Origin of the sequence: Protofrankia coriariae (genome assembly GCF_001017755.1) — a bacterium.
Lineage (GTDB): Bacteria > Actinomycetota > Actinomycetes > Frankiales > Frankiaceae > Protofrankia > Protofrankia coriariae.
The window spans coordinates 35867-60303 of sequence record NZ_JWIO01000031.1 but is presented as its reverse complement, the minus strand read 5'-3'; the positions used below and the strand labels follow the sequence as shown (position 1 = coordinate 60303).

21 protein-coding genes and 1 pseudogene (1 of these 22 cut by a window edge) are annotated in these 24437 nt (G+C 69.6%); 14 read left to right on the top strand and 8 right to left on the bottom strand.

What is annotated here, in order from left to right; all coding sequences use genetic code 11:
- On the top strand, positions 1–2531 hold a 2531-nt coding region (locus tag FrCorBMG51_RS17750), incomplete at its 5' end, for an ATP-binding protein (RefSeq protein WP_047224188.1).
- A gap of 433 nt (positions 2532–2964) precedes the next feature.
- Complete coding sequence (locus FrCorBMG51_RS17745) at positions 2965–3642, top strand: response regulator (RefSeq protein WP_047224171.1); 678 nt, start codon at positions 2965–2967, stop codon at positions 3640–3642.
- 197 nt (positions 3643–3839) lie between these two features.
- Here the strand turns inward: FrCorBMG51_RS17745 and FrCorBMG51_RS17740 are convergent, their stop codons facing one another.
- The 4 genes from FrCorBMG51_RS17740 to FrCorBMG51_RS17725 all read right to left on the bottom strand — a co-directional run bounded on the left by FrCorBMG51_RS17740 (position 3840) and on the right by FrCorBMG51_RS17725 (position 7635).
- A complete protein-coding gene (locus FrCorBMG51_RS17740; protein WP_047224170.1) occupies positions 3840–5141 on the bottom strand; it encodes an acyl-CoA dehydrogenase family protein in 1302 nt (433 codons plus the stop codon).
- A 91-nt stretch (positions 5142–5232) separates the two neighbouring features.
- The gene (locus FrCorBMG51_RS17735) at positions 5233–5661 is read right to left on the bottom strand and encodes a flavin reductase family protein (protein ID WP_476742195.1); all 429 of its coding nucleotides are present in this window, start codon (positions 5659–5661) and stop codon (positions 5233–5235) included.
- A gap of 76 nt (positions 5662–5737) precedes the next feature.
- Complete coding sequence (locus FrCorBMG51_RS17730) at positions 5738–6445, bottom strand: NADPH-dependent FMN reductase (protein ID WP_235433688.1); 708 nt, start codon at positions 6443–6445, stop codon at positions 5738–5740.
- Between the two features lie 182 nt (positions 6446–6627).
- On the bottom strand, positions 6628–7635 hold the full coding sequence (locus FrCorBMG51_RS17725) for an ABC transporter substrate-binding protein (RefSeq protein WP_047224169.1): 1008 nt from the start codon (positions 7633–7635) through the stop codon (positions 6628–6630).
- A gap of 996 nt (positions 7636–8631) precedes the next feature.
- Between FrCorBMG51_RS17725 and FrCorBMG51_RS17720 the strand changes: the two genes are divergently transcribed.
- The 7 genes from FrCorBMG51_RS17720 to FrCorBMG51_RS17695 all read left to right on the top strand — a co-directional run bounded on the left by FrCorBMG51_RS17720 (position 8632) and on the right by FrCorBMG51_RS17695 (position 14322).
- Positions 8632–9555 (top strand): ABC transporter permease subunit, encoded by a 924-nt coding sequence (locus FrCorBMG51_RS17720; protein ID WP_086055535.1) that lies wholly within the window; start codon positions 8632–8634, stop codon positions 9553–9555.
- 209 nt (positions 9556–9764) lie between these two features.
- Complete coding sequence (locus tag FrCorBMG51_RS17715; protein ID WP_235433689.1) at positions 9765–10547, top strand: ABC transporter ATP-binding protein; 783 nt, start codon at positions 9765–9767, stop codon at positions 10545–10547.
- Positions 10544–11059, top strand: a complete 516-nt coding sequence (locus FrCorBMG51_RS17710) for a cupin domain-containing protein (RefSeq protein WP_047224167.1) — start codon at positions 10544–10546, stop codon at positions 11057–11059. The genes FrCorBMG51_RS17715 and FrCorBMG51_RS17710 overlap by 4 nt, the downstream gene beginning before the upstream one ends.
- A gap of 121 nt (positions 11060–11180) precedes the next feature.
- A complete protein-coding gene (locus tag FrCorBMG51_RS17705; protein ID WP_047224166.1) occupies positions 11181–12353 on the top strand; it encodes an LLM class flavin-dependent oxidoreductase in 1173 nt (390 codons plus the stop codon).
- 517 nt (positions 12354–12870) lie between these two features.
- Entirely contained in the window at positions 12871–13431 is a 561-nt protein-coding gene (locus FrCorBMG51_RS27140; RefSeq protein WP_086055534.1) for a winged helix-turn-helix domain-containing protein, read from the top strand.
- Between the two features lie 253 nt (positions 13432–13684).
- Positions 13685–13855, top strand: a complete 171-nt coding sequence (locus tag FrCorBMG51_RS28495; RefSeq protein ID WP_157180555.1) for a hypothetical protein — start codon at positions 13685–13687, stop codon at positions 13853–13855.
- Positions 13856–13866: 11 nt separating this feature from the next.
- Complete coding sequence (locus FrCorBMG51_RS17695; protein WP_013871824.1) at positions 13867–14322, top strand: MarR family transcriptional regulator; 456 nt, start codon at positions 13867–13869, stop codon at positions 14320–14322.
- Positions 14323–14522: 200 nt separating this feature from the next.
- Here FrCorBMG51_RS17695 and FrCorBMG51_RS17690 read toward each other — a convergent pair whose 3' ends face one another.
- Positions 14523–15536, bottom strand: coding sequence for a Gfo/Idh/MocA family oxidoreductase (locus tag FrCorBMG51_RS17690; protein ID WP_047224165.1), 1014 nt, complete (start codon positions 15534–15536; stop codon positions 14523–14525).
- Positions 15537–15709: 173 nt separating this feature from the next.
- On the opposite strand from FrCorBMG51_RS17690, the gene thpR reads away from it, so the two are divergent.
- A complete protein-coding gene (thpR, locus tag FrCorBMG51_RS17685; protein WP_047224164.1) occupies positions 15710–16306 on the top strand; it encodes an RNA 2',3'-cyclic phosphodiesterase in 597 nt (198 codons plus the stop codon).
- Positions 16307–16359: 53 nt separating this feature from the next.
- Here thpR and FrCorBMG51_RS17680 read toward each other — a convergent pair whose 3' ends face one another.
- A complete protein-coding gene (locus FrCorBMG51_RS17680) occupies positions 16360–17379 on the bottom strand; it encodes an aldo/keto reductase (RefSeq protein ID WP_052914793.1) in 1020 nt (339 codons plus the stop codon).
- A 414-nt stretch (positions 17380–17793) separates the two neighbouring features.
- Here FrCorBMG51_RS17680 and FrCorBMG51_RS17675 point away from each other — a divergent pair, with 414 nt between their 5' ends.
- The gene (locus tag FrCorBMG51_RS17675) at positions 17794–19161 is read left to right on the top strand and encodes a citrate synthase (RefSeq protein WP_076844266.1); all 1368 of its coding nucleotides are present in this window, start codon (positions 17794–17796) and stop codon (positions 19159–19161) included.
- A gap of 191 nt (positions 19162–19352) precedes the next feature.
- On the opposite strand, the gene serC is transcribed toward FrCorBMG51_RS17675, so the two are convergent.
- The gene (gene serC, locus FrCorBMG51_RS17670; protein WP_047224163.1) at positions 19353–20471 is read right to left on the bottom strand and encodes a phosphoserine transaminase; all 1119 of its coding nucleotides are present in this window, start codon (positions 20469–20471) and stop codon (positions 19353–19355) included.
- Positions 20464–21558, bottom strand: coding sequence for a citrate synthase 2 (locus tag FrCorBMG51_RS17665; RefSeq protein WP_047224181.1), 1095 nt, complete (start codon positions 21556–21558; stop codon positions 20464–20466). Before FrCorBMG51_RS17665 ends, serC begins: the two co-directional genes overlap by 8 nt.
- 254 nt (positions 21559–21812) lie before the next feature.
- Between FrCorBMG51_RS17665 and pdxH the strand changes: the two genes are divergently transcribed.
- From pdxH to FrCorBMG51_RS17650, 3 genes and pseudogenes are all read left to right on the top strand, one after another.
- On the top strand, positions 21813–22709 hold the full coding sequence (gene pdxH, locus FrCorBMG51_RS17660) for a pyridoxamine 5'-phosphate oxidase (protein WP_083731188.1): 897 nt from the start codon (positions 21813–21815) through the stop codon (positions 22707–22709).
- Between the two features lie 341 nt (positions 22710–23050).
- On the top strand, positions 23051–23689 hold the full coding sequence (locus FrCorBMG51_RS17655) for a hypothetical protein (protein ID WP_139342392.1): 639 nt from the start codon (positions 23051–23053) through the stop codon (positions 23687–23689).
- A pseudogene (locus FrCorBMG51_RS17650) lies at positions 23686–24437 on the top strand (L,D-transpeptidase); it runs 46 nt beyond the window's last position. Before FrCorBMG51_RS17655 ends, FrCorBMG51_RS17650 begins: the two are co-directional and overlap by 4 nt.

The following is a 24437-nucleotide window of genomic DNA, read 5'->3' as shown; positions in this document are numbered from 1 at the left end:
AGCTGAAGGACACCGTGAACACCATGGTCGACCAGCTCTCCTCGTTCGCCGACGAGGTCACCCGGGTGGCCAAGGAGGTCGGTACCGAGGGCAAGCTCGGCGGCCAGGCCACGGTCGACGGGGTGGCCGGCACATGGAAGGCCCTCACCGACAACGTCAACCAGCTCGCGTCCACGCTGACGACCCAGCTCCGGGCGATCGCCGAGGTGTCGACCGCGGTCACCCGCGGTGACCTCACCCGCTCGATCACGGTGGAGGCCGAGGGCGAGGTCGCCGAGCTCAAGGACAACATCAACCAGATGATCGCCAACCTGCGGGAGACCACCGAGAAGAACGCCCAGCAGGACTGGCTGAAGTCGAACATCGCCCGTATCGGCAGCAAGATGCAGGGCCAGCGCGACCTGTACGCGGTCTGCCAGATGATTATCAGTGAGATGACGCCGGCGGTCGGCGCCCAGCTCGGCACGGTCTACCTGCTCGACTTCATCGAGGGCGACAAGCTGCGGCACGTCGCCGGCTACGGCTCGGCGCCCCGCAAGCGCTCCGACGGCACCTTCCTGTTCGGGGAGGGCCTCATCGGCCAGGCCGCGGTGGAGAAGAAGCGCATCCGGGTGGAACAGGTGCCCAACGGCTACCTCTACATCCGCAGTGGCCTCGGGGAGGCTCCACCGAGCGATCTCGTCGTCGTGCCGGTCCTCTTCGAGGAGCAGGTGCTCGGGGTCATCGAACTCGCCTCCTTCACCCGGTTCTCCGAGCTGCACCTGCACCTGGTCGACCAGCTCGTCGGCACGATCGGTGTCGTCCTGAACACGATCATGGCGAACGCACGGACGGAGGAGCTGCTCGCCCAGTCGCAGCGGCTCACCCAGGAGCTGCGCTCGCAGTCGGTGGAACTCCAGCGCACCAACAACGAGCTGGAGGAGAAGGCCGCGCTGCTGGAGGAGAAGAACCGGGAAATCGAAATGGCCCGCATCGGGCTGGAGGAGAAGGCCGAGCAGCTCGCCCTGTCGTCGCAGTACAAGACGGAGTTCCTGGCGAACATGAGCCACGAGCTGCGCACGCCGCTCAACAGCCTGCTGCTGCTGGCGAAGCTGCTCGCCGACAACCCGGAGGCCAACCTCACCCCCAAGCAGATCGATTTCGCCGAGACGATCCACTCGGCCGGTTCCGAACTGCTCGAGCTCATCAACGACATTCTCGACCTGTCGAAGGTCGAGGCCGGCAAGATGGACGTCGAAGCCACCACCGTCCGCACCACGACCCTGTGCGACGCGGTCGCACAGATATTCGGCCCGCTCGCCGAGGAGCGGGGGCTGTCATTCGAGGTGACGGTCGCCAGCGACGTCCCGGCGGAATTCGTCACCGATGAGCAGCGTATTCAGCAGGTGCTGAAGAATCTGCTGTCCAATGCGGTGAAGTTTACTGATTCCGGTGAGGTGCGCCTGGACGTCACCGTCGCGTCCGACGAGATCGCGTTCACCGCGCCGAGCCTGTCCGCCGCGCCGGTGGCGCTGGCGTTCAGCGTGTCCGACACCGGTATCGGGGTGGCGGCCGACAAGCTCCGCATGATCTTCGAGGCCTTCCAGCAGGCGGACGGGACTACGTCACGCCGTTACGGCGGTACCGGGCTCGGCCTGTCGATCAGCAAGGAGCTCGTGCGGCTGCTCGGCGGGGCCATCGGGGTCGCCAGCGCCGTCGGCCAGGGCAGCACCTTCACCCTGTACGTACCGTCGGTGATGCCCTCGGAGGTCCTGCCCTCCACCACCCCCGGGGACAACGAGGGAATCATCATGCTGTCCGGGGAGCCCCGCGCGGCGGCGTCGCGCCGGCCGGCGGGCGCGCAGGGCAGGCATCCGCTGGAGGGATCCCGGTTGGTCGGCCGGCCGGCCGGTTCCGCCGGGGTGCCGGGCGAGGAGACCGACCCCGAGCCGACCGCCACGACGTGGTCGAGCCAGGTGGGATCGGGTAAGGACGGACCGGCCAGGAACGGATCTGCCACGGAGGGGTCGGGTGCGCTGTCGGTGCCGGCGGCACGCCGTCCGTCGCGTTCGGTTCCGGGCGCGACGGGGCCGGTGACGACCGGTATGTCCTTCCTCACCGAAGCGCCCGAGGAGTTCGCCCGCCCCGAGCCCGTCAACGGGCTGGACGAGACCGACCCGCTGGTCGGCGCGACCGTGCTCGTCGTCGACGACGACGTCCGCAACGTGTTCGCCCTCACCAGCGCGCTGGAGATGCACGGCATGCGGGTGCTGTACGCGGACAACGGCCATGACGCGATCCGGCTGCTCCAGCAGGAGGGCTCGATGATCGATCTGGTGCTGATGGACGTGATGCTGCCGGGTCTGGACGGGAACGAGACCACGTCGACGATCCGGCAGATGCCTGCCTTCGCCGCCCTGCCGATCGTGGTGCTGACCGCGAACGCGATGCCGGGTGACCGGGAGAAGAGCTTCGAGGCGGGCGCGACCGACTACATCACCAAACCGGTCGACCTCAGGCATCTGCTCAGCGCCATGCGGTCGCAGCTGTAGGCGGCCGCATGGCGCTGAGCGGCATCCGGTAAGTCGCATCCGTCTGTGGTCGCACCTGGTGGGTGGCCGCGTCCGGGTGGGCATGGAACGGGAGCCTCGGAGCCGCCGATGTCCGCCTGTTTGTCTGTTTGCCTGTCCGCCGACGCGGGGGCCGGTGGGCAGGGATACCGGTACCGGCCCGCGGGGTACGCGCCGGTACCGGCCCACACGGGTACGGTGGGCGCCGCGACCGGCAGGACTTCGTCTGGACCGGGCTGTCTGGACCGGGTGCCTGGATCGGATGTTTTGTCGGCGATACTTCCTGGGAACGGAACGTGAGTATTGCGGAAGGCGTGTGGTCGCGGATGCCTGACCGCTTGAGGGGGCTTGTACGGTTGGGTTTTGACGCATGTCCCCAAAGCTGGCAATGCGCCGTGGGCGAGGAGGCGGGCAGGTGACCGAGCGCAAGGGCAGCCTCGTGGGCGCGGTGGACGCCGAGGATGCGCACGGCACGGAACGTCCGCGTAGCAAGATCCTTCTGGTGGACGACCGGCCCGACAACCTGATGGCCCTCGAGGCGATCCTGGCCTCCCTCGACCAGGATCTGGTCACCGCGTCGTCAGGGGAGGACGCCCTCAAACGCCTCCTGGTGGACGATTTCGCCGTGATCCTCCTGGACGTCCAGATGCCGGGCATGGATGGTTTCGAAACCGCGCACCGCATCAAACAGCGTGGCCGGACGCGGGACACCCCGATCATCTTTCTCACCGCGATCGACCGGGAGCCCCACCACGCGTTCCGTGGGTACGCCGTCGGCGCGGTCGACTACATCGCCAAGCCGTTCGACCCGTGGCTGCTGCGCGCGAAGGTCACGGTGTTCGTCGAGCTGTTCGAGAAGAACGAGCGGGTTGCAGAGCTCGCCCGGGCGAGGGTCCGCGACTTCGACCTGATGGCCGAGATCGCCGAGCGGCTGTCCGCGCTCGAGGTCCTGCTGGAGGGTGCCTCCCCGAGCATCCCCGAGGAGACCATCGCCGCCGCGGCGGCCGAGGTCCGCGGCCTGGTCACGCGGCTGCAGCCGTTCTCCCGGGCCGGCGGCGGCCCGCNCGGCGGCCCGCCGGCCACGACGTCCTGACCGTAGCTGTTCCGCGGGGCCGGGCCACCAGGGGCGCCGTCCACGATCATCCGCACAGAGCATGATCCGGGCGAGTCTGTCGTTCGGTGCGCTTTTCGGCCCGGTGGGCGTACCGNAACGACAAACTCGCGGTGATCTTGTAAGCGGACGACGCACGTCGGGAGGGCGTCGGGGGCCCGGCAAACGGCAACGGGGTGTCAGGAGGACAGGAGAGCACGGCCGGCGGCGGCGTGGACGGCGTCGTCCTGGGGGGTGTGTACCCGTCCGCAGAGGACGTTCCGGTAGTGGCGCTCCAGGGGATTCGCACGGGTCAGGCCGGGATTGCCGATCAGGGCGACCGCCTTGCCCACCGCGTCGATCGCGGCGTTCGTGACCGCCGACTTCACGACGCTGCCACGGGATGTAGGGAGGGCTTTCCCGGCGTCGACCTCGCGCGTGGTCGTCTCGACCAGCAGTCGGGCCGTGGTCAGCGTGACGTCGATCTCCCCGACCGCGGCCTGGAAGCGCGGCAGGCTCGCCAGCGGCCTGCCGAGGTTGGACGGTACCCGCTCGTGCAGAAAACCGATCAGCCAGTCCCGGGCGGCCTCGGCGACCCCCAGATAGATCGAGGCAATGGTCAGACCGCCCCACGCCGCGAGGCCGGACGCAACGGTGGAATCGACCACCCCCGGGTCCCGCAGCCTCGACGCGGGCGTCAGGCCGATCCCCGCCGCGGCGTCCAGGCGCACCCGGTTGAAGATCACGTCGTGGCTTTCGGTTGCGCGCATACCGAAGTGGTCCCAGGTACGGACGATCTCGATGCCCGGGGCGTCCGCCGGCACCAGGAAGGTGCCGATCCGCGGCTCGCGCGGTCTCGGCCGCGCCGAGGCCGGCTCCGGCCGCCCGTGGGAGGCGGCGTCCAGCGCCGGATCGCCGGCGGCCCCGTCGGCGGGATCACCAGCGGGCTCGGCGGCCGGGTCACTGGCGGGGTCGGTGGCTCCCCACACCAGCATCCAGCGCAGCACCGGCGCGCCCGTCGAATAGATCTTGTGGCCGCTGAGCTCCCAGCCGTCCCCGGTCCAACGCGCTGTCGTCGCCGGTATGCCGCCGCGGGCGGGGGTGCCGAGATCGGGCTCCACCCGCAGCCCGTTGGCCAGCGCGCCCTCTTCGACGGCGGAACGCGCAATGGGCCCGTACACCTGCGCAGGCCATGGCTCAAAGCGTCCGCAGCTCGCGTGGATGATGTAGGTCATGGCGAGGACCAGTGTGGTCGACGGGTCGCCGCGGGCGATCGTCCCGAGCACCTCGACCACCTCGGACAGGCCTGCCTCCGCTCCGCCGTAGGCGGCCGGCACCGTCAGTCCGATCAGCCCGGCCCGGTGCAGCCGGTCGAGGTTCGCCACCGGAAAGGTCCCCGACCGGTCGTGCTCGGCCGCGGTCGCGGCGAACTCGACGGCCAGTTCGGCCAGCAGTTCCCGACGGGACTGGCGCGATGGCGCGATCGACGGTGCGACGCTCACTGGTACGCCCCCTGTGCCATTGCAGATCAGGGAATGTTCATCCGGGCCGAAGAACACACGGAACCGCAGCGGGACGGTGGGACACCGGCGTTCACCGGGCGTCGTTTTCCAGGAAGGTTCCGTAGCGGCCGTCGTGGTAGATCAGCGGGGTCACGTCGTCCCCGGTGTGTGCCTGCAGGACCCGGGCAACCAGCAGCCGGTGGTCGCCGGTGGCAACCCGGTGCTCAAGCCGGGCCCGCACCCAGGCTGGCGCCTCGGCGAGCAGCGGCTCACCGGTCGGTAGCCGCGTCCAGCGGGTCGGCGCGGCGAACCGGTCGATCCCCTTGATGGCGAAACGGTGCGCGAGATCGCGCTGGCTGTCGGAGAGCAGGTGTACGACCACCGTGTCCGCGACGAGCAACGACGGCCAGCTCGACGATGTCGACGCCACGGACAGCGAGATCAGCGGCGGTTCGAGCGACAGCGAGGCCACCGACGTCGCGGTGAAGCCGACCGGACCGGAGGCTCCTTCCAGGGTCACCACCGTCACCCCCGCGGCGTGCCGGCGGAAGACCCGGCGGTAGGCGTCCGGGTCGACCCCACGCTCGGCGGCGTTCTCAGCGTCGGCGGGAGCAGCNGGCGGGAGCAGCGCCGACAAGCCGGACCACCGGACTATCGGCGATACCGTGATCGTCCAGCGATTCGGTGAGCCGGGCCTGCGCCGCGTGGCGGGCGGCGNCCGCCCCCACGGTAACCGGCGCCGCCGCGGCCAGCGCCGTGACGGCCGCCCGGACCAGCCCGCCGTTCGCCGCGGACCAGGCCGCGGTCTCGTCGTCGAGCTCCGGCAGCCTGGCTTCGATGATCGAAAATGCCGGGACGGGGACGGTCGCGCCGAGCTCGGCCAGCAGCGGACGCAGATGCAGCTCGGTAACGGGCAGATGCGCCGGTGCGCCCGACACGATCACCGGTATGGCGACCACCCCGGCCAGCGCACCCGACGGGAGCGGGTCGAGGAAGGCCTTGAGCAGACCGGTGTAGGTGGCCTTGTACACCGGCGTCGCCACGACGAGCACACCTGCGCCGCGGACGGATTCCACCGCGCTCGCGACGGCACCGGTGCTGTCGGTGAACAGCTCCGGTGCCAGCAGGGCGAGGTCGACGTCACCGGACTCCGCGGCCGGTTCCGGGGTGGCCGTCCCGAACGCGGGATCGGCGGTCAGACCGTCGCGGATCCGGTCGGCGAGCGCGCGGGCGACCGTGAGCGTCCGCGAACCCGGGCGGGGGTTTCCGCTCAGGACGATGATGCGCGGGAAGGGCTGCGGCATGACCAGCCTCCGACTGGGCTCTCAGTGATCCTGAAACCTGGGCCGCCGGCGGCGCGGGAAGAGAGTGATCGCGCCGTCTTCGACCGATGGGCATATGGATGATCGACGGGCTCGAAGCCTCTGTCCATTCTGTTCCACGGCCACGGTCAACTGTTTGGTCAACTGCCCGGTCATCTGCTTGGTCAATTACCCAGCGATCGGACCAGGAACGAGGCCACATCGAGTTTCTTGTCGAGGACGCCGGCCTCGGTGTAGACGTCCGCGGTGCGTTGCAGGTCCTTTACGACGGTGTCGTCGATCGGGACCGCGAGCATGTTCCGGCGGCCGACCACCGTGGCCGCGACCGGCTCGGGCAGCTTCGTCAGGGAGGCGAACAATGTGGTGAACGCCTCCTTGTTGGAGTTCGTCCATGCGTATGCCCGACCCTGACGGACCAGGAAGTCGGCGATGGCCGCGCGTTTCGCCGGATTCTCGAGCGCCTGCTGCGAGGCTACGGTGAATCCGAGCCCGGTGCTGATCCCGTCGCCGTCCCGAAGGACCCGGGCGCCCTTTGCCTCCGAAAGCGCGATGTACGGGTCCCAGGTGGACCACGCCGCGATCTGGTTGGAGTCGAAGGCGGCACCGGCCGCCTGCGGCGTCAGGAACGAGATCTCCACGTCGTTCGGGGTGAGCCCGGCCTCCCGGAGCGCGCCGAGCAGCAGGTAGTGCCCGACGCTGCCCTTCGTGGTCGGCGAGACGGTCTTGCCCTTCAACTCCGCCACGCTGTGGATGGGCGAGTCCTTGCTGACCAGGAGCGCGACCCCCCGCGGGGAGCCGCGGGACGCGCCGACGACCTTCAGCGGCGCGCCGGAGCCGAGCGAGGACAGGACGGGCGCGTCTCCGGCGCCGCCGATGTCGGCGGCGTTCGCCCGCAGTGCCTGCAACAGAGGCGCCGCGGCGGAGAAGTCCGACCATTCGATCTTGTACGGCGCATCCTTGAGCGCGCCGGAGGCATCGAGCACCGCCTTGTTCTGACCGACCTGGTCCGCGACCCGCAGGGTCACACCGGACAGGTCCGGCGCGGCACCCGCCGGCGTCGTCGCCTGCGGCGCGTCGGATCCCCCGCCGCAGGCGACAGCCAACAGCAGGGCCACGAGCGCGGCGAGGCCGACGAGCAGGCGGGATTTCGGACGGGTTGACAGACGTGGCATCAGGCAACTCCGGTACGCGGATCTCTGTCGTCCGCGAAGGTGAAGGAAAACGTGACGGTGGCGGGAAACAGGCCGGACGATTCCGGACAGCCCTGGCCGACGGAAACCGGCCGGACGGCGGGAACATCAGGGCCGCAGTCGAAAATCCTGGTTACGGAAAGCTACAATTCGATGGGAAAACGGCCGTGCACCGACCGGATCCGAGATGGCGGCGGCGACGAGTCCGTCATCGACAGCGGCTACTCCAGGCCCGACCGTAATCCACGCAACGACGTCGCGTCAGGACGGTCTCGGCAGGCATAAAACAGCACTCTGCGTATTTTTTGCTTGTTCAGTCAAGAAGTAGAAAAGTGATATGTATCACACAAGTTGGTCCGTTGACGCAGGTGGGAGCGTCATGCTTCCGTTGATTTCATGCTCAAGCCGGCGCTTCTGGTGACTCGGGGTCACATCGACCTTCTTCGGGTGAAGTCCGCCGCATGTCCGGCGTCCCGGCCAGGGACGTGACCTCATCTGAGGTGTGACGATCTGAAGGTGTGACGCGACGAGCGCCCGGCAGGCCTGCGCCAGGAATTTCTGATCGTCTTCGGTCGTCCACAACGGTTTGTTTTCGGATATCCGACAAACTGGCCGTGTCTCCCGACGGATCGGTCTCCCGACCGGAGCGGTCTCCCGACGGATCGCGACAGTTCCCAACAGACAGCCGGCGGATCCGCCGCGATACACGCCGTTCTTCCGGCCGGCCGCCACCCGCGTCCGGCGTCCACCCGGCGGCACAGGTGAACGGTAGGGCGGCCCGTCGATCCGAGCAGCTACAGCACCAGAGCGCCCCCTGACCCCTCGCCGGCCGCCACCGCCGGCAGCCAGGCACAGCACATCGACAGCGTCACCACCGACATCGCCGCCGGCCTTGTGTTCCCGCCGGCTCTGTGTTCCAGCGACCGTGCTGGCGCCGGAAACACATCCGGAGCGGAGAAATCCACAAGCGGAGAATTTGTGACGACACAGACACTCCCCACGGGGAGGGACACGGCGCGCGCGGCCGGCCAGGACGGGGGCGCCGACGCGTCGGACAACACGCCCGCGCTGCCGGACGTCCCGCCCGGGCGCGGTGCCCCGGCGCTGACGACGGTCACCGCGTCAGCCGCCAGGCGGCGTGGCGTCCCGCGCTGGGTCCGGCGGCCGGTGGGCCCGCTGCTCCTGCTGCTGCTGTGGCAGATCGCGAGCTGGCGTGGCAGCACGTCCACCGAACTGCTCGCCTCACCGTGGACCGTCGTCACCACCTTTGCCGACCTCGTCGGCAGCGGCGAGCTGCCGACGGCGATCGCGGTGTCACTGCGCCGCGCCGCCACCGGCGTGCTGCTCGGCGGGTCCGTCGGCGTCCTCCTGGCGCTGCTCGCGGGGCTGTTCCGGCTCGGCGAGGATCTCATCGACGCGTCGGTGCAGATGATCCGGACCGTGCCGTTCGTGGGCCTCATCCCCCTGTTCATCATCTGGTTCGGCATCGGTGAGACGCCAAAGATCGCCCTGGTCGCCTTCGGTGTCGCCTTCCCGCTCTACATCAACACCTACGCTGGTATCCGCAACGTCGACTCGAGCCTCGTCGAGGCCGCCCGAACGGTAGGGCTGACCCGGCTGGGGCTGATCCGGCACGTCATCCTGCCCGGCGCGCTGCCGAACGTGCTGGTGGGGCTGCGCTTCTCCCTGGCCATCTCGTGGCTCGCGCTCATCTTCGCCGAGCAGATCAACGCCAACCAGGGCCTGGGGCAACTGATGAACGACGCCCAGGAGTTCCAGCGAACCGACATCATCGTCGTCTGCCTGGTCGTCTACGCCTTTCTCGGACTCACCGTCGACGCCATCGTCCGACTTCTCGAAAGGGTGCTGCTGTCGTGGCGACCGGCATTCAGCGGAACGTGACCGCCCGGCCCGGCCCGGAAGCGCCCGGGCAGTCCCCGACGCATCCAGCGGTGGACCGTCCACCGGTCGACACCGCGGGCGGGCAGCCGGAGCGCGCCGACCCACCGACAGCCCCGGAAGCGGACCAGGCGCCCGCGCACCCACCGGCGGCCGGCCCGCTCCCNCCGGCGGCCGGCCCGCTCCCGACCCCGGACGGCACCCCGCTCGCCGTGACGGTCCGCGGCCTGCGGCGCGCGTTCGGCAGCAACGTCGTCATCAACGACCTCGACCTGGACGTACCGGCCGGCCAGTTCGTCGCGCTGCTCGGCGCCAGCGGCTGCGGGAAGAGCACGCTGCTGCGCATCCTCGCCGACCTCGACACCGAGATCAGCGGGCAGGTGCGGGTGGCGTCCCGGCGGGCCGTGGCCTTCCAGACACCGCGCCTGCTGCCGTGGAAACGGGTCTGGCGCAACGTTGTCCTCGGCCTTCCCGGCCGGCCCGACAGGGCCAGGGCGACCGCGGCACTGACCGAGGTGGGCCTCACCCACCGGGCCGACGCCTGGCCGAAGACGCTCTCCGGCGGTGAGGCGCAGCGGGCCTCCCTCGCCCGCGCCCTTGTCCGTGACCCCGACCTGATGCTGCTCGACGAGCCGTTCGGCGCCCTCGACGCGCTTACCCGGATCCGGGTGCAGGGGCTGGTCGAGCAGTTGTGGCAACGTCACAGCCCGGCGATCCTGCTGGTCACCCACGACGTCGAGGAAGCCCTGCTACTCGCCGACCGGGTTCTGGTCATGAAGGACGGGGTGATCGCCCACAGCGCGACCATCGCCCTTGCCAGGCCCCGCGACGTCGGCGATCCGCGTTTCGTCGCGCTGCGTGCCGAACTGCTCGGCTGGCTTGGAGTCGGGCATGCCCGCTCCGAGGCGGCCAACGGTCGTCCGGCGCGGGACGGCGAGCCCGACCCGGCAGCCGATGTCCGAGAACCTCCGCCCAGACAGAAAATCCTCTCATGACCTCTTCTCAGATACCCGCGTACTCGGACGTCGATCCGTTCCACCGCCGCCTGCACCAGATCACCCAGGGCGAGCTGGACCCGGACACCGCGCAGACATCGGGGATGCGCCGGTTCTCCGCCATCAGCGGCAAGACCGTCGGATCGTCCAAACTGTGGATGGGACAGGTGCACGTCGCCCCGGCCACCGCGTCCGGCAACCATCATCACGGCCGCTCCGAGACCGCCATCTACGTGGTCAGCGGCCATCCGGAGTTCGTCTTCCTCGACCAGGCGGTCGAGGGGACGGACGAGCCCGGCCCCGGCCGTGAGGTCCGGGTGCGGACCTCACCGGGTGACTTCATCTTCGTGCCGCCGTGGGTCCCGCACCGCGAGGAGAACCCCGACCCGAGCCTCGAGGCCATCGTCGTGATCGCCCGAAGCACCCAGGAGGGGATCGTGGTCAACCTCGAGGACCTGCGGTGGGCCGGGCCGGTCCTGACCAACGGATCGGATGTCGAGGGCTGTTCCTGACCGACCGTCCTGACCAATCGTCCTGACCGACCCTGCTGACCGCTCGTTCTGACCGCTCGCTGGTCCCGTGCGGTCGCGATCCATCCCAACCTCGCACGTCATGTTCACGAGGAGCAGCGCCATGCCTGTGGAGTTCATCGGACTGATCGCAACCAACGAAGGGTCGGAAACGCATCGGAGCTCCGGAGCGGTCATCGACCCGAACTACGTCCGCCGGTTCGCCCGCGTTCACGAGGACGCCGACTTCGACCGGGTACTGATCGGCTACAGCTCCGCATCACCCGACAACATCCAGGTCGCGGCCTATGCCGCAGCCCACACCGAGCGTCTCGGATATCTGGTCGCGCACCGGCCGGGCGTGGTCTTCCCGACGGTGGCGGCCCGCTATTTCGCCACCCTCGACCATTTCTCCGGCGGGCGGATCGCCGTCCACATCATCACCGGTGGCAGCGACGCCGAGCAGCGGCGGGACGGCGACTACCTGACCAAGGACGAACGTTACGACCGCACCGACGAATACCTCGACATCGTCCGCAAGACGTGGACGTCCACCGAGCCGTTCAGCCACGAGGGGCGGTACTACAAGCTGGCGGACCATCTGGCCACCGTGCGCCCGGTCCAGCAGCCGCACATCCCGCTGTACTTCGGTGGGTCGTCACAGGCGGCCTACCGGGTCGGCGGCAGGCAGGCGGACGTGTTCGCCCTGTGGGGCGAGCCGCTGGCGCAGACCGCCGAGCAGATCGCCGCGGTGAACCAGGCCGCCGAGCGGGCCGGCCGGCCCAGGCCGGGGATCAGCGTGTCGTTCCGGCCGATCCTCGGCCCGACCGAGGACCTTGCCTGGGAGCGGGCGCACCGAATCCTCGCGGACACCCGCGCGAACCTGGCCGCGCCCGGCAACATCTTCAGCCAGTTCCGCCACGCGTTCAGCCCTGAGCGGGCCCCGGCGAACGTCGGGTCACAGCGCCTGCTGGCCGCGGCCGCCGCCGGCGAGCTGCACGACCGGGCGCTGTGGACGCCGCTGGCCGCCGCCACCGGTGCCGCGGGCAACTCGACGGCTCTGGTCGGCACCCCGGAGACGGTCGCGCAGGCGTTGCTCGACTACATCGACATCGGCGTGACCACAGTGCTGATCCGTGGTTACGACCCCTACGACGACACCATCGACTACGGACGTCAGCTCATCCCGCTGGTCCGCGAGGAGGTCGCCCGTCGGGACCGGGGGGAGGCCGCGAACCGCACCGCGATCGCGCCGGGACCCGCGGCACTGGCGGCCAACGGCGCGAGCGTGAACTGAACGTGAAGCGAACGTGAACCGAGTGTAAAGTCGACAGGCGGGTGGGTGTGCTACCAGTCAACCGGTCCACGCCCCCGTCCGGCGATCCCGGGGGGATCGCCGGATACCGTGTACGCCAGGGCAAACACAACCAGCACACGACAGCGGGAAAACCCGGCGCCAGCACGACGAAACGCAACCTCCACGAAGCTTTCCAGCTCTGTTATCCTTCGGATGTGAATTATCACGTGGAGCCGAGACCACGCATCGCTGGTCCGCTGCACGCCGGGCTCCTTCTCGAGGCTTTCTGGCCTCCTCGTCGCGAACACGACTTCGATCAGTACTGTCCGGGCTCCCTCGCGCGCTAGAGACAGGATCAGCGCTCACCAGCCCGTTCCGCAAAATTCTTTTGGCCGTAGCGGCCGTCCGTCAGAATTTATGTGACCACTGATCGAAAACGACACAACATGTTTTCTCGCACCTGAGTACCAGTCCGGTCGAGCCGGGAGGTGTCGAGGAATCCGAAGGAGCCATTCACATGACCGCGCCACGCCCAGGTTCGTCCCACCTTGAGCAGCCCCGTCTCACAGTGACGCAGAGACGCCGCCTGGACACCCTGACAACCGCCCGCGCAACGGTCGCCACCCCCCTCCGGCAGCAGCCGGAGCGCGATGTGGTCGTACTCGGTCGCGCCGCCTCCTGGCAGCAGCCGACCGTCCAGCCCCCGGCCGGTTCACCGATCATCGCACCGGCCGGCGCGCCGACCACCACGCCGCAGCGCCCCGAGCGCGGCGTGTGGATCGACCGTCCCACCTGGAGCGCGTTCGTCGACGGAAAGCTGCTCGACCTGACCTATCTCGAGTTCGAGTTGCTCGACTTTCTGGTGCGCCATCCGGCGCTGGTGCACTCCCGCACCGCGCTGCTGCGCTCGGTCTGGGGCTACAACCTCGACGACGACCCCCGGGCGGCCGGCCGGACCGTGGACGTGCACATCACCCGGCTGCGGCGCAAGCTGGGGCCCGAGCACCGAGACCGCATCGAGACCATCCGCCGGGTCGGTTACCGCTACCGTCCCGTCTCCACGGGCCGCCAGGCATAGGCCGGGCCCGACGGGGCTCCGGTCGCACCGACGGCGCCCGAACGACCGTCACCCAGTGGGCCCAGCCTGACCGACGTCCCGGCCACGCGGCCATCTCGAGCGCCGAGGTCACCTCGAACGTCGAGGCCGTCCCGGGTGCCGGGGCGGGCCGTCGTCCGCGCGGCGGGACATGTCGGTGAGTCCAGTTGTCTACCGTGCCCGCTACCGTGCCTGCTACTGTGACGCTCGGGTATCCGAAGAATCACCGTGCGGTATGGTTCTTGAAGACTACCATGACCACGCCAAGGAGATCATCATGCCGGGGGGCGTGACACGAGGTCAGCCGGAGCCCGGTTTCCCGATCAAGGCCGCTCCCGCGCCCGACGCCGGGCGCATCCGTCGCGACGCCAGCCAGCGGTGGGCACATACCGCTGGAAACACGTAGTTTTTCTGGTAATGAGCGCAGCGGAGAAGTACTTTGACCCGATGGACGGCGTGGCCGAAGCCCAGCTTGCATCGGTTCTCCGCCTGTCCGTGATGCGGCTGTCGCGGCGTATGCGCCAGGAGCGGTCGAACACCCTGACACCCACGCAGATCGCCACCCTCGCCACCCTGAAACGGCACGGCTCGATGACCCTCGGTGAGCTCGCCGCGCACGAGCGGGTGCAGCCGCCGTCGATGACGCGGGTGGTCGCCCACCTCGCCGAAGCGGGCCTGGTCGCCCGCGGCGCGCATCCCTCCGACGGCCGGCAGGTCATCGCGCGGATCACCGAAGCGGGCATCGACCTGCTGGAGGCCGACCGCCGGCGCCGCGACGAGTGGCTCGCCGAACGGCTGGCGTCACTGAGCCCGGACGAGATGGCCGCGCTCGAGCGGGCCGCGCCCATCCTGGACACGCTGGCCGGCTCATGACGGGGGCCGGCTCATGACGGGGGCCGCCGTCGGCCCGTGACACGGCCCGCCACCACCGGTGCTGGTGCGCGCGGGCGGGGCATCCGCGTCCAGGTCGTCGACCGGGCGCCGTCTCTCCATGCCGCGCGTCATGCACCCATACCGTCCATGTAACCCATGTAACCCATGTAATCCATGTAATCCATGTCACCCATGCCGTCCTACAGCTCCACCCAGCCGCTGTCCTCCTCGGACGCGTCCGCGGCCGCCAGCACCCGCGCGATGGTGAGCAGGTCGTGGAAGGTCGCGCCACGGACCAGCGCGGGGTCGCCCAGCTCGGTGACCCGGACGACGTCGTAGGTCGCCTCGATCAGACCGGGACGTGCGCCCGGGACCGCGCGCATCAGCAGATCGCGCGTGCCGTCCGCGTCCTGGCGCAGGACGCGGCGGCCCTGCACCACCATCCGCCCGCCGGTCCCGCAGATCGTGATCGTGGCGGTCTCCAGCCGGCCGTCGGGCCGCTCGTTGATCAGTGCCGTGGCGCCGCTGGCCGACAGCAGCGCGAAGGTGACGGGCGCGTCGGCGGTGAGCCTGGCCGCGGGCATGGCGTCCGGGCTGGCGCAGACGGCGAGCACCTCCCCGCACCAGCGGACGACCAGGTCGACGATCTCGGCCCGGCCGGACTGCCCCGCCGGGGCCCCGAGTACGGTCACCTGGGTGATCCGGCCGAGGGCGGCCAACGACGCCTGTACATGCCAGGCCGCCGGCCAGGCCCGGCCGTCCATGGCGACGACATGCGCGAGGTCGGACTCCTCCGCCAGGTCGGCGACGGCCCGCAGCGACTCCGGGTCGGCGGTCGTCGGACGAGCCAGCAGCACGTGCAGGCCGGCTTCGACGGAGCGGCGCGCGATCACGTCGGAGCCGGGCGGCCCCATTTCGATGCACACGGCCTCGATCTCGTCGGAGAGCATCGCGACCAGATCCGCGTAGGCGCGTGGTGCCTCGGCCTCCGCTGCCCAGGCCAGCGACTCCAACGGCTCGGGCGCGAGCAGGCCGACCACGTCCACCCCCGCGTCCCGTAGCACCGGTGCGGTCGTGCGGTCGCTGCCATCCGTCGCCAGAGCCATCGCGCCGGGCAGGTCGGGCAGCAGTCGTCGGGTGTCGCGTCGGCGTTCCCGCCATTCGCGCGCACCTGTCGGATCACGTTGGGCCACCAACTCGGGAACCGTTGTCACATACCGATAGTGCCCTCCAGCGCGGGGGCCTGGAGCGTTATTCGTAACTACCCGGCATCAAACTCCCGACGCCAACAGGAGGAGATCTTTTTGTCCGACTTATTACCATCATTCCCATCAATGGTGGAGCCGGTGTCGGTAACCGGCGGCCGCATCATGCAGAATCCGCGGTCATGGCTCGGATGTTCGTGGCGTTGCTCCCACCGGAGGATGTCCTGCAGCCACTCGCCGATGCCGTCGAGCGGCTACGGGCCGACCGGTCGGGGCCGGCGGTGGGGCTGCGGTGGGCTTCACCGAAGAGCTGGCACATCACACTCGCCTTCCTCGGCGAGGTACCCGCGGGCGTCCGGCCCGCGCTGGCTCGGGCACTGGCCCGGGTGGCCGCCGAGCACCCGCCGGCACCGGTGACCATTTCTGGTGGCGGACGCTTCGGGAGCCGGGTGCTGTTCGCGGCGGTCGACGAGCGGCCGCTGGCGCCACTGGCCCGTGCGGTCGCCCAAGCGGCCAGGCAGGCCGGAGCGGACGGCCTGGACCCCCGCGAGTGGCGGGGGCACCTCACGCTCGCGACCCACCGGCCGTCCCCCCACCGGCAGGGCCGACACACCGACGCACCGGCACCGGCCGATCAACCGGACCTGGCGGTGTTGGTCGACAGCCTCGCCGGGGTCAGCGCCCGGCCGTGGACGGCGACCGGGTTCGCCCTCATGAGCAGCGGATCACCGCCCGGCCCCCCGTACGCGACGACGGCCACCTGGCCGCTGGCGGGCTGAGTCGCCGGCGGGCTGGGCCCGCTGACACGCCAGGGCCCGCCACAGCGGCACGATCACCTGTCGGCCACGGCGACGGCGGGCCCGGGAGCGATCCTGTCCAGCGTGTCCAGTTCCCGCTCGCCAAGAACGATCTCCAGCGCCCGCAGCGCCGCGGTGAGCTCGTCGACACCGTGCGGGCGGATGGTTGCCGCGGTCAGCTCCGGCTGGGCGAGCAGCCAGGCGAGCGCCACGCTCGCGGGTCGTTCACCGAACGATTCGCACAGGGCCACGAACGCCTCGAACCGAGGCCGGTGCCGCTCCAACCGCCGTTCCACCTGCCGCAGTTCCACCTGCCGCTGTTCCGGCACGCCCGCCGGCGCGTACGCTGAAACACCGTCGAGCAGCGCGTCCAGCAGCGGGCTGCGCCCGATCACGCCCACGCCGTAGGACTGGCAGACCGGCAGCACCTCCGTCTCGGCCGCACGCTCCAGCACGCTGTAGTCGCACAGGTTGCTGACAAGGCCGAGGGAACGCCGCCGCATCGCGGCCTCGTTGCCCGCCGCGATCTCCCAGCCGGCCAGGCCGGACGAACCGACATAGACGATCTTCCCCTGGGCGGCCAGCATGTCCGTGGCCTGCCAGATCTCCTCCCATGGGGTGTCCCGGGCCGGCGAGGATATCTGAAGAAGGTCGATATGGTCGGTGCGCAGCCGGCGCAACGACTCCTCGCAACGCCGCCGGATCTCGGGCCCGGACAGCTTCCCGTCACCCGCGGGCCGGCCCGGGCCCGGGCTGGCCGGTCCGTGCAGCCCGGTCGCCAGCACGATCTGGTCACGGCGCCCATGGCTCCTCGACAGCCAGTCACCGACAGCGTACTCGGCGGCGCCCGCGTCGGTGTATCCGGTGGCACGGGTGGGCCGCCCGTGGGCGTTCGCGGTGTCGAGGAAGGTGTCGAAAAAGGTGATACCGGCGTCCAGCGCCCGGTCCATGACTGTGCCGGAGAGGTCCGTGCCCACCGATGGTCCGACATTCATCACGCCCAGGCACAGCCGGGACACCCGCACGCCGGTACGGCCAAGATGCGCGTGGATCACAGAACAATCTCCCGTCATCGGCGACCGGCCCACCCGGAGCGCCCATGACCCACTATGCCGACGCGAACGCCGTCCGCCGTAAGCGGTGCCCGGAAGACACCGGCGGACCCTTCCGCGGAACCGTCCACGAAGCCCCGTGGCGATGCCCGGAAGCGCCATCCACGGACGGCCCCGAATCATGGCCAACCATGCCGGAAGGAATGAGATGGAGAGCTTGCCGCCGAACCGCATGTAACGGGTGGCGTAGGACACGTCGGGCGGAAGACACCGATCACGGGCGTGTGCAGGCCACAACCGCGAGACTTGGGGACAACCGTTGCCTACCGCCGAACCGGCCCGAGCGGTCCACACCCCGACGCCGCGGCCCCGGCGTGAGCCACACCGACGTGATCGCTACAGCGAGAGGAGCCCGGCGTGACCGAGCAGGTCAGCACTTTGACCGTCACCGACAACCGCACCGGCCGGACCTATGAGATCCCGATCGAGAACGGCGCGATCCGCGCCAACACCCTGCGTTCGATAAAGCTTGACGAGAGCGACTTCGGCCTGCTGACCTATGACCCGGCTTTCACGAACACGGCGAGCTGCCGTAGCGCGATCACCTTCATTGACGGCGACGCCGGCATCCTGCGCTACCGCGGCTTTCCGATCACGGAGCTGGCCGACAAGAGCAGCTTCCTGGAGGTCGCCTACCTGCTGCTCGCCGGGGAGCTGCCCACGGCCTCGGAGCTGGCGGTGTGGGAAAGCGAGATCACGCACCACACGCTCGTCCACGAATCGATCAAGAAGTTCATCGACGGCTTCTACCACGACGCGCACCCGATGGGCATCCTGCTGTCGAGCGTCGGCGCGTTGTCGACCTTCTACCCGGACGCCAAGGAGATAACCGATCCCGGGCTGCGCCGGCTACAGATCGTCCGGCTCATCGCGAAGATCACGACATTGGCGGCCTTCTCCTACCGACACTCGATCGGGCTGCCGTACGTCTACCCGGACAACGACCTGTCCTATGCCGGCAACTTCCTGAACATGATGTGGAAGGCCACCGAGCTCAAGTACGAGCCGGACCCGATTCTCGAGCACGCCCTCGACGTCCTGTTCATTCTGCACGCCGACCATGAGCAGAACTGTTCGACGAACGCGATGCGGGCCGTCGGGAGCTCCCAGGCCGACCCCTTCTCGGCAGCCGCCGCGGCTATTTCCGCGCTGTACGGCCCGCTGCACGGCGGTGCCAACGAGCAGGTACTGCGGATGCTCACCGAAATCGGGTCGGTGGAGAACATCCCGGCCTTCATCGAGCAGGTCAAGAGTGGCAAGAAGAAGCTGATGGGATTCGGGCACCGGGTGTACAAGAACTACGACCCGCGGGCCCGGGTGATCCGGCAGATAGCCGACGAGGTGTTCAAGGTCACCGGGACGAACCCGCTGCTCGACCTGGCCCTGGAACTGGAGCGGGTCGCGCTCGAGGACGAGTACTTCATCAAGCGGAAGCTCTACCCGAACGTCGACTTCTACACCGGCATCATCTACCAGGCGATGGGTTTCCCGGTGGAGATGTTCCCGGTGCTGTTCGCGGTCGGGCGGATGCCAGGCTGGCTCGCCCAGTGGGAGGAGGGCCTGCTCGACCCGGAGCAGAAGATCGCCCGGCCGCGCCAGCTCTACGTCGGCCACGAGGAGCGTCCGTACACGCTGATCGAGGACCGCTCGCCTGACTTCGCCGGTGCCTCCGACTCGATCGCGGCGCTGGCGGCCCAGGCGGCCCCGACCCGCCCGCGTCGGTAGAAACCGCTATACCCCCGGTCCCGTGGAAAGAGCGATGAGTACTGGTCCTGGAGTGTTCCGCGGAACACTCCAGGACCAGTACCGGCACGGCGTCGGAAACGAACGGTCCGGATGAAACGGAGAAAAGCGGCCCACCGGAAAAATCCGGTGGAAAGGCTGACGGAAAAGCAGGTTACGCGGGCTACGGCGGACTACAGACGTTCGACCACGTGGTCGATGGCGCCGGTGAGCGCCTGGATGTCGGACGGCTCGACCGCCGGGAAGCAGGCCACCCGCAACTGGTTGCGGCCGAGCTTGCGGTACGGCTCCACGTCCACGATGCCGTTGGCCCGCAGGGTGCGGGCGACCGCGGCCGCGTCCACGCCCTCGAAGTCGATCGTGACGACAACCTGGGAACGCTGCGCCGGGTCTGCGACGAACGGCGTCGCGTAGCTCGTCTTCTCCGCCCAGGTGTAGAGAATCGACGACGACTCGGCCGTGCGGCGCACGCACCAGTCCAGGCCGCCGCCCGCGAGCATCCACTCGACCTGGTCGGCGAAGAGGAACAGCGTGGCGACCGCGGGAGTGTTGTACGTCTGATCCTTGGCGCTGTTGTCCCGGGCGGTGGTGAGGTCCAGGAAGGGCGGGATCCAGCGGTCGGAGGCGGCGATCTCGGCCAGCCGCTCCAGCGCGGCCGGGGACAGCAGCGCCACCCACAGTCCGCCGTCGGAGGCGAAGTTCTTCTGGGGCGCGAAGTAGTAGGCGTCCGCCTGCGAGATGTCGACCGGCAGGCCACCGGCGCCCGAGGTCGCGTCGACCAGGTGCAGCGCTCCCGCGTCCGCCCCGATCGGGCGGCGCACCGGCTTGGCCACGCCCGTGGACGTCTCGTTGTGTGGCGTCGCGTACACGTCGACACCCGGCTCGGGCGCCCACTCGGGGTGGCTGCCCGGTGCCGAGGAGACGACCGACGGCTCGGCCAGGAACGGCGCGCCCTTCGTCGTGTCGGCGAACTTGCCGCCGAACTCCCCGAACACCAGGTGCTGGGAGCGTTCGCGGACGAGGTTGAAGGCGGCGGCGTCCCAGAAGGCGGTGGCCCCGCCGAGGCCGAGCACCACCTCGTAGCCGTCGGGCAGCGAGAACAGCTCGGCCAGCCCGGCGCGGACCCGCCCGACCAGGGCGCGCACGGGCTTCTGCCGGTGCGACGTCCCGAGCAGCGACGTGCCGGTGGCGGCAAGCCGGGCCACCGCCTCGGGGCGGACCTTGGACGGCCCGCAGCCGAAGCGTCCGTCGACCGGACGCAGATGTTCGGGGATGACGATCTGGTCAGGCATGAATATCTCCGAGCGGCCGGGGAGCCGGGCCGACGTAGCGGGCGGACGGGCGGATGAGGCGCCCGGTGCGCTTCTGCTCCAGGATGTGGGCGCTCCACCCAGCGGTACGCGCGCAGGTGAACATGGACGTGAACATGTGCGCCGGCACCCCGGCGTAGTCGAGCACGACCGCGGACCAGAACTCGACGTTCGTCCGCAGCGGGCGGTCGGGGTACCGGTTGGTGAGCTCCTCGATGGCGGCGGCCTCCAGCGCCTCGGCCACCTCGTAGCGGTTCGAGCCGAGATCGCGCGCGGTGCGGCGCAGCACCCGGGCGCGCGGATCCTCCGCGCGGTACACGCGGTGCCCGAAGCCCATCAGCCGCTCCTTGCGGTCCAGCGCCCGGCGGACGTATCCGGTCGGGTCTCCGGTGGCCTCCACCTCGTCGAGCATCGCCAGTACCCGGGACGGGGCGCCGCCGTGCAGCGGGCCGGAGAGCGCGCCCACCGCGGAGGACAGCGAGGCCGCCGCGTCCGCGCCGGTGGAGGCCACCACCCGGGCCGTGAACGTGGATGCATTCATACCGTGCTCGGCCGCGGACACCCAGTAGGCGTCCACCGCCTGGACATGCTTGGGATCCGGCTCACCCCGCCAACGGATCATGAAACGTTCGGTGATCGTGCGAGCCCGGTCGACCTCCTTCTGCGGGACGGCGGGCTGGCCGAGGCCGCGGGCCGCCTGCGCGACGAAGGACAGCGCCACCACCGAGGCCCGGGCAAGATCGTCGCGCGCCTGGGCGTCGGAGATGTCGATGAGCTGGCCGAACCCCCAGTGGGGAGCCAGCATCGCCAGCGCGCTCTGCACGTCCACCCGGATGTCGCCGGAGTGCACCGGCAGCGGGAACGGCTCCGCCGGTGGCAGGCCGGGTTCGAACGAGGAGTCGACGAGCAGCCCCCACACGTGGCCGTAGTCGACCTTGCCAACAAGATCCTCGATGTCGACGCCGCGATACCGTAGCGCGCTGCCTTCCCTGTCCGGCTCGGCGATCTCGGTCTCGAAGGCGATCACGCCCTCGAGACCGGGCTTGAAATCACTCGTCTTCTCAGACATCGAAGTCCGGGGCTCCGCTTCCTGTCTCCGCCGGCCGGTCGCGTGGACGACGACGCGGGGTCTGGGCACGCCGAACGCCAGCCGATAGCTGATCTGAGCTGGTTGCATCATCGGGCAGAATTACCTGTCTGCATCCTGCCCTCTCGGCGGAAGCGGTGCCATAGCCCGGCAGGACACCGCCGGCGGCCCACGGCGAGCGCGATCGGAACTTACCCGGCAGACCGGGCCTCGCCGGCCGTAACGGCCTCGCCGACGTGGCGCAGGTCACTTTCGACCCAGAAGATCACCTGTACCCGACGTCACCGGGGCGGGCCTCCGGGCGGGCCTGCCCGGAGAAAGGTGACACGATCGACGGTGTGTCCGCCCGCCCGAACCACGCCCGGCCGCCGGTGCCCGATCCCGCCGCCCAACGGCGCTGTTACAGCGCGGGCAGGCTGCACGAGTCCGACCTTGCCCCCACCTGGGTGGCCCAGTTCGCGCGCTGGTACGAGCAGGCGTCCGCGGTGGCCGCCGAGCCGGGGTCGGCACTGCCCGAGCCGAACGCGATGGTGTTCGCGACCGCGGACACCCGCGGCCGGCCCAGCGCCCGGACCGTTCTGCTCAAGGGATTCGACGAGCGCGGCTTCACGCTCTTCACCAACCTCGGCTCCCGCAAGGCCCGGGAGGCCGCCGCGAATCCGTACGGTTCGCTGGTGTTTCCCTGGCACGCCCTGCAACGACAGATCGTCGCCGTCGGCGGGCTCGAGGAGGTGTCACGCGCCGAGACCGCGGCGTACTTCCGGTCCCGGCCGCGCGGCTCGCAGCTCGGGGCGTGGACGAGCCGGCAGTCCGAGGTGATCGGTTCCCGGGACTGGCTGGACCGGCGCTGGGCCGAGCTGGACGCTCGCTGGCCGGCGCCGGAACCGGTCCCGGTGCCGGCGTTCTGGGGAGGGATAAGGCTCGTCCCGGAAACGGTCGAGTTCTGGCAGGGAGGCCCTGACCGGCTGCACGACCGGCTGCGCTATCGTCGAATCGATGCCGACGACACTCCTGCCGACACTTCCGCGGACGAGGTCCGGGCTGGTGAACCGCGGTCCGGTGAACCCGGTACCGGCGAACACGGCCAGTCACACGCGGATGGCCGCTGGATCGTCGAGCGCCTGTCACCATGAGACGCGGCGTGTTGGGAAATTCTTATGCGCCAGCGCCTTTGCGGCAGGCCGCGACAAGGCCGCTTCGCAAACATGACACAATCGTCAATCAAGCCGGCCGGCCGAATCGAATAATCTACAGAAACACAATTCCATCACACGCGGTTACGCTTTTGATCACAACTGGCACCTCCGCGTGCGAGTTGCGCAAGCCCATTGGTAGCATCCCTCGCAACATGCTGCTGTGACAGCGGCCACAGGCCCGCTTCCGGCATGCCAAAAGCCTTGAGGGGGCAAACACAATGCGTTTAGGCAGGACGCGGCTAACTCTAGCCGGCGTAATCGGATCAATGCTGATCGGGTTGACCGCCCCGGCCGCATGGGCAGACGACACGACGTCGGCTCCTGACCCGGGCACCGCGGCGAAGACGGTCCAGCAGGTGCCGGCGCAGTCGGGTCTCCCGCTCAGCCTCCCGGCCAACCTTCCCGCCAACCTTCCCGCCAACCTCCCGGCGGACATCACGCAGCTCTCCCCGGACGTGCTGCACAACCTGCTCAGCCTCGTTCCCGGCCTGCCGGTGGACATCCAGGGCCTGCTCGACTTGAGCAAAGTGGGCAACCTGCTGGCCCAGCCGCTGGCGCTTCTGCACTCCTGCGGCCCCGACGGGGGCAAGTGGCAGCTGAAGAACACCTCCGACAAGCCCTTCGGGTTCGGCTGGTATGACACCAAGGGCAAGGGCGGCACCGGCGAGATCCCGCCGGGCGGACTGATTACTCTCGTCACCCACGTGCTCGACGCCGTCCTGGCCATTCCGTTCGACCTGTTGTCGGGCAGCCTGCTCAAGGCGATCCCGGCCATCGGTGTTGCCAACTGCCCCGGCGCGGACAACGGCGGAGGCGGCGCGGATCAGCAGCAGGATGTCGACACCGGCGGCGCCACCGTACCGGTCTCCACACCGGCGAACGCCGTGGTCACGGACCGGGTCTACTACACAGGATGATGCTCCTGGGTTCGAGTGTGTGCCGTCGCCCCGCCTCCGGGGTGGCGGCACACGCCGTTTCGTCCACCGGTATGCCCGCTGGTGCCGCGCCCACCGGAGGCACGCCCGTGTCCACATCCACATCCACATCCGTGTCGGCGGCGGCAGCGGCCGGCAACACACCGCCCCCACGGCGGCTGTCCCCGCGGCGCGCGGGAATCCCGTCGCTCGTTCTCGCCGGGCTGATCGCCTTCACCGGTTGCGGCGGAGGATCGGCGGACTCGCCGACGGGCACCCAGCCGACGGCGCCGACGAGCACGGCCGTCCCGCAGGCGGCGCACAGCGAACTGGCCGCCGCGGCATCGGTCAACCAGGACGGGACGTCCACCATCGTCACCGCCGTCGTCCCGAAGGTGGACATCTACAAGTCGCCGATCGCCGCGAGCGTGGTCTCCCAGCTGAGCAACCCGAACGAAGCGGGTGCCCCGCGGGTCTTCCTGGTGGTGGCGAAGCTCCCCGGCTGGTGGCAGGTGCTGCTGCCGGTCCAGCCCGCCGGCACCACCGGCTGGGTGAAGGACGCCCAGGTGAAGGCCAGCCAGACCAGCTACCGGGTAGAGGTCGCCCGCAAGGAGCACCGGTTGCGGGTCTATGACAAGCAGCAGGTCATTGTCGACGAGCCGACCGCCGTCGGGACGGGTGACACTCCGACCCCGGGCGGCAAGTTCTATCTGACCGAACTGCTCCAGCCCCGCAACCCGGCCGGCGCGTA

What these genes read in the sequence shown, in the direction of transcription:
- FrCorBMG51_RS17710 (WP_047224167.1), top strand. Translation starts at nt 10,544, where the DNA reads ATGACCTCTTCTCAGATACCCGCGTACTCGGACGTCGATCCGTTCCAC.
- FrCorBMG51_RS28495 (WP_157180555.1), top strand. Translation starts at nt 13,685, where the DNA reads ATGGTTCTTGAAGACTACCATGACCACGCCAAGGAGATCATCATGCCG.
- FrCorBMG51_RS17665 (WP_047224181.1), bottom strand. Translation starts at nt 21,558, where the DNA reads ATGTCTGAGAAGACGAGTGATTTCAAGCCCGGTCTCGAGGGCGTGATC.
- thpR (WP_047224164.1), top strand. Translation starts at nt 15,710, where the DNA reads ATGGCTCGGATGTTCGTGGCGTTGCTCCCACCGGAGGATGTCCTGCAG.
- FrCorBMG51_RS17725 (WP_047224169.1), bottom strand. Translation starts at nt 7,635, where the DNA reads ATGCCACGTCTGTCAACCCGTCCGAAATCCCGCCTGCTCGTCGGCCTC.
- FrCorBMG51_RS17695 (WP_013871824.1), top strand. Translation starts at nt 13,867, where the DNA reads ATGAGCGCAGCGGAGAAGTACTTTGACCCGATGGACGGCGTGGCCGAA.
- serC (WP_047224163.1), bottom strand. Translation starts at nt 20,471, where the DNA reads ATGCCTGACCAGATCGTCATCCCCGAACATCTGCGTCCGGTCGACGGA.
- FrCorBMG51_RS17705 (WP_047224166.1), top strand. Translation starts at nt 11,181, where the DNA reads ATGCCTGTGGAGTTCATCGGACTGATCGCAACCAACGAAGGGTCGGAA.
- FrCorBMG51_RS27140 (WP_086055534.1), top strand. Translation starts at nt 12,871, where the DNA reads ATGACCGCGCCACGCCCAGGTTCGTCCCACCTTGAGCAGCCCCGTCTC.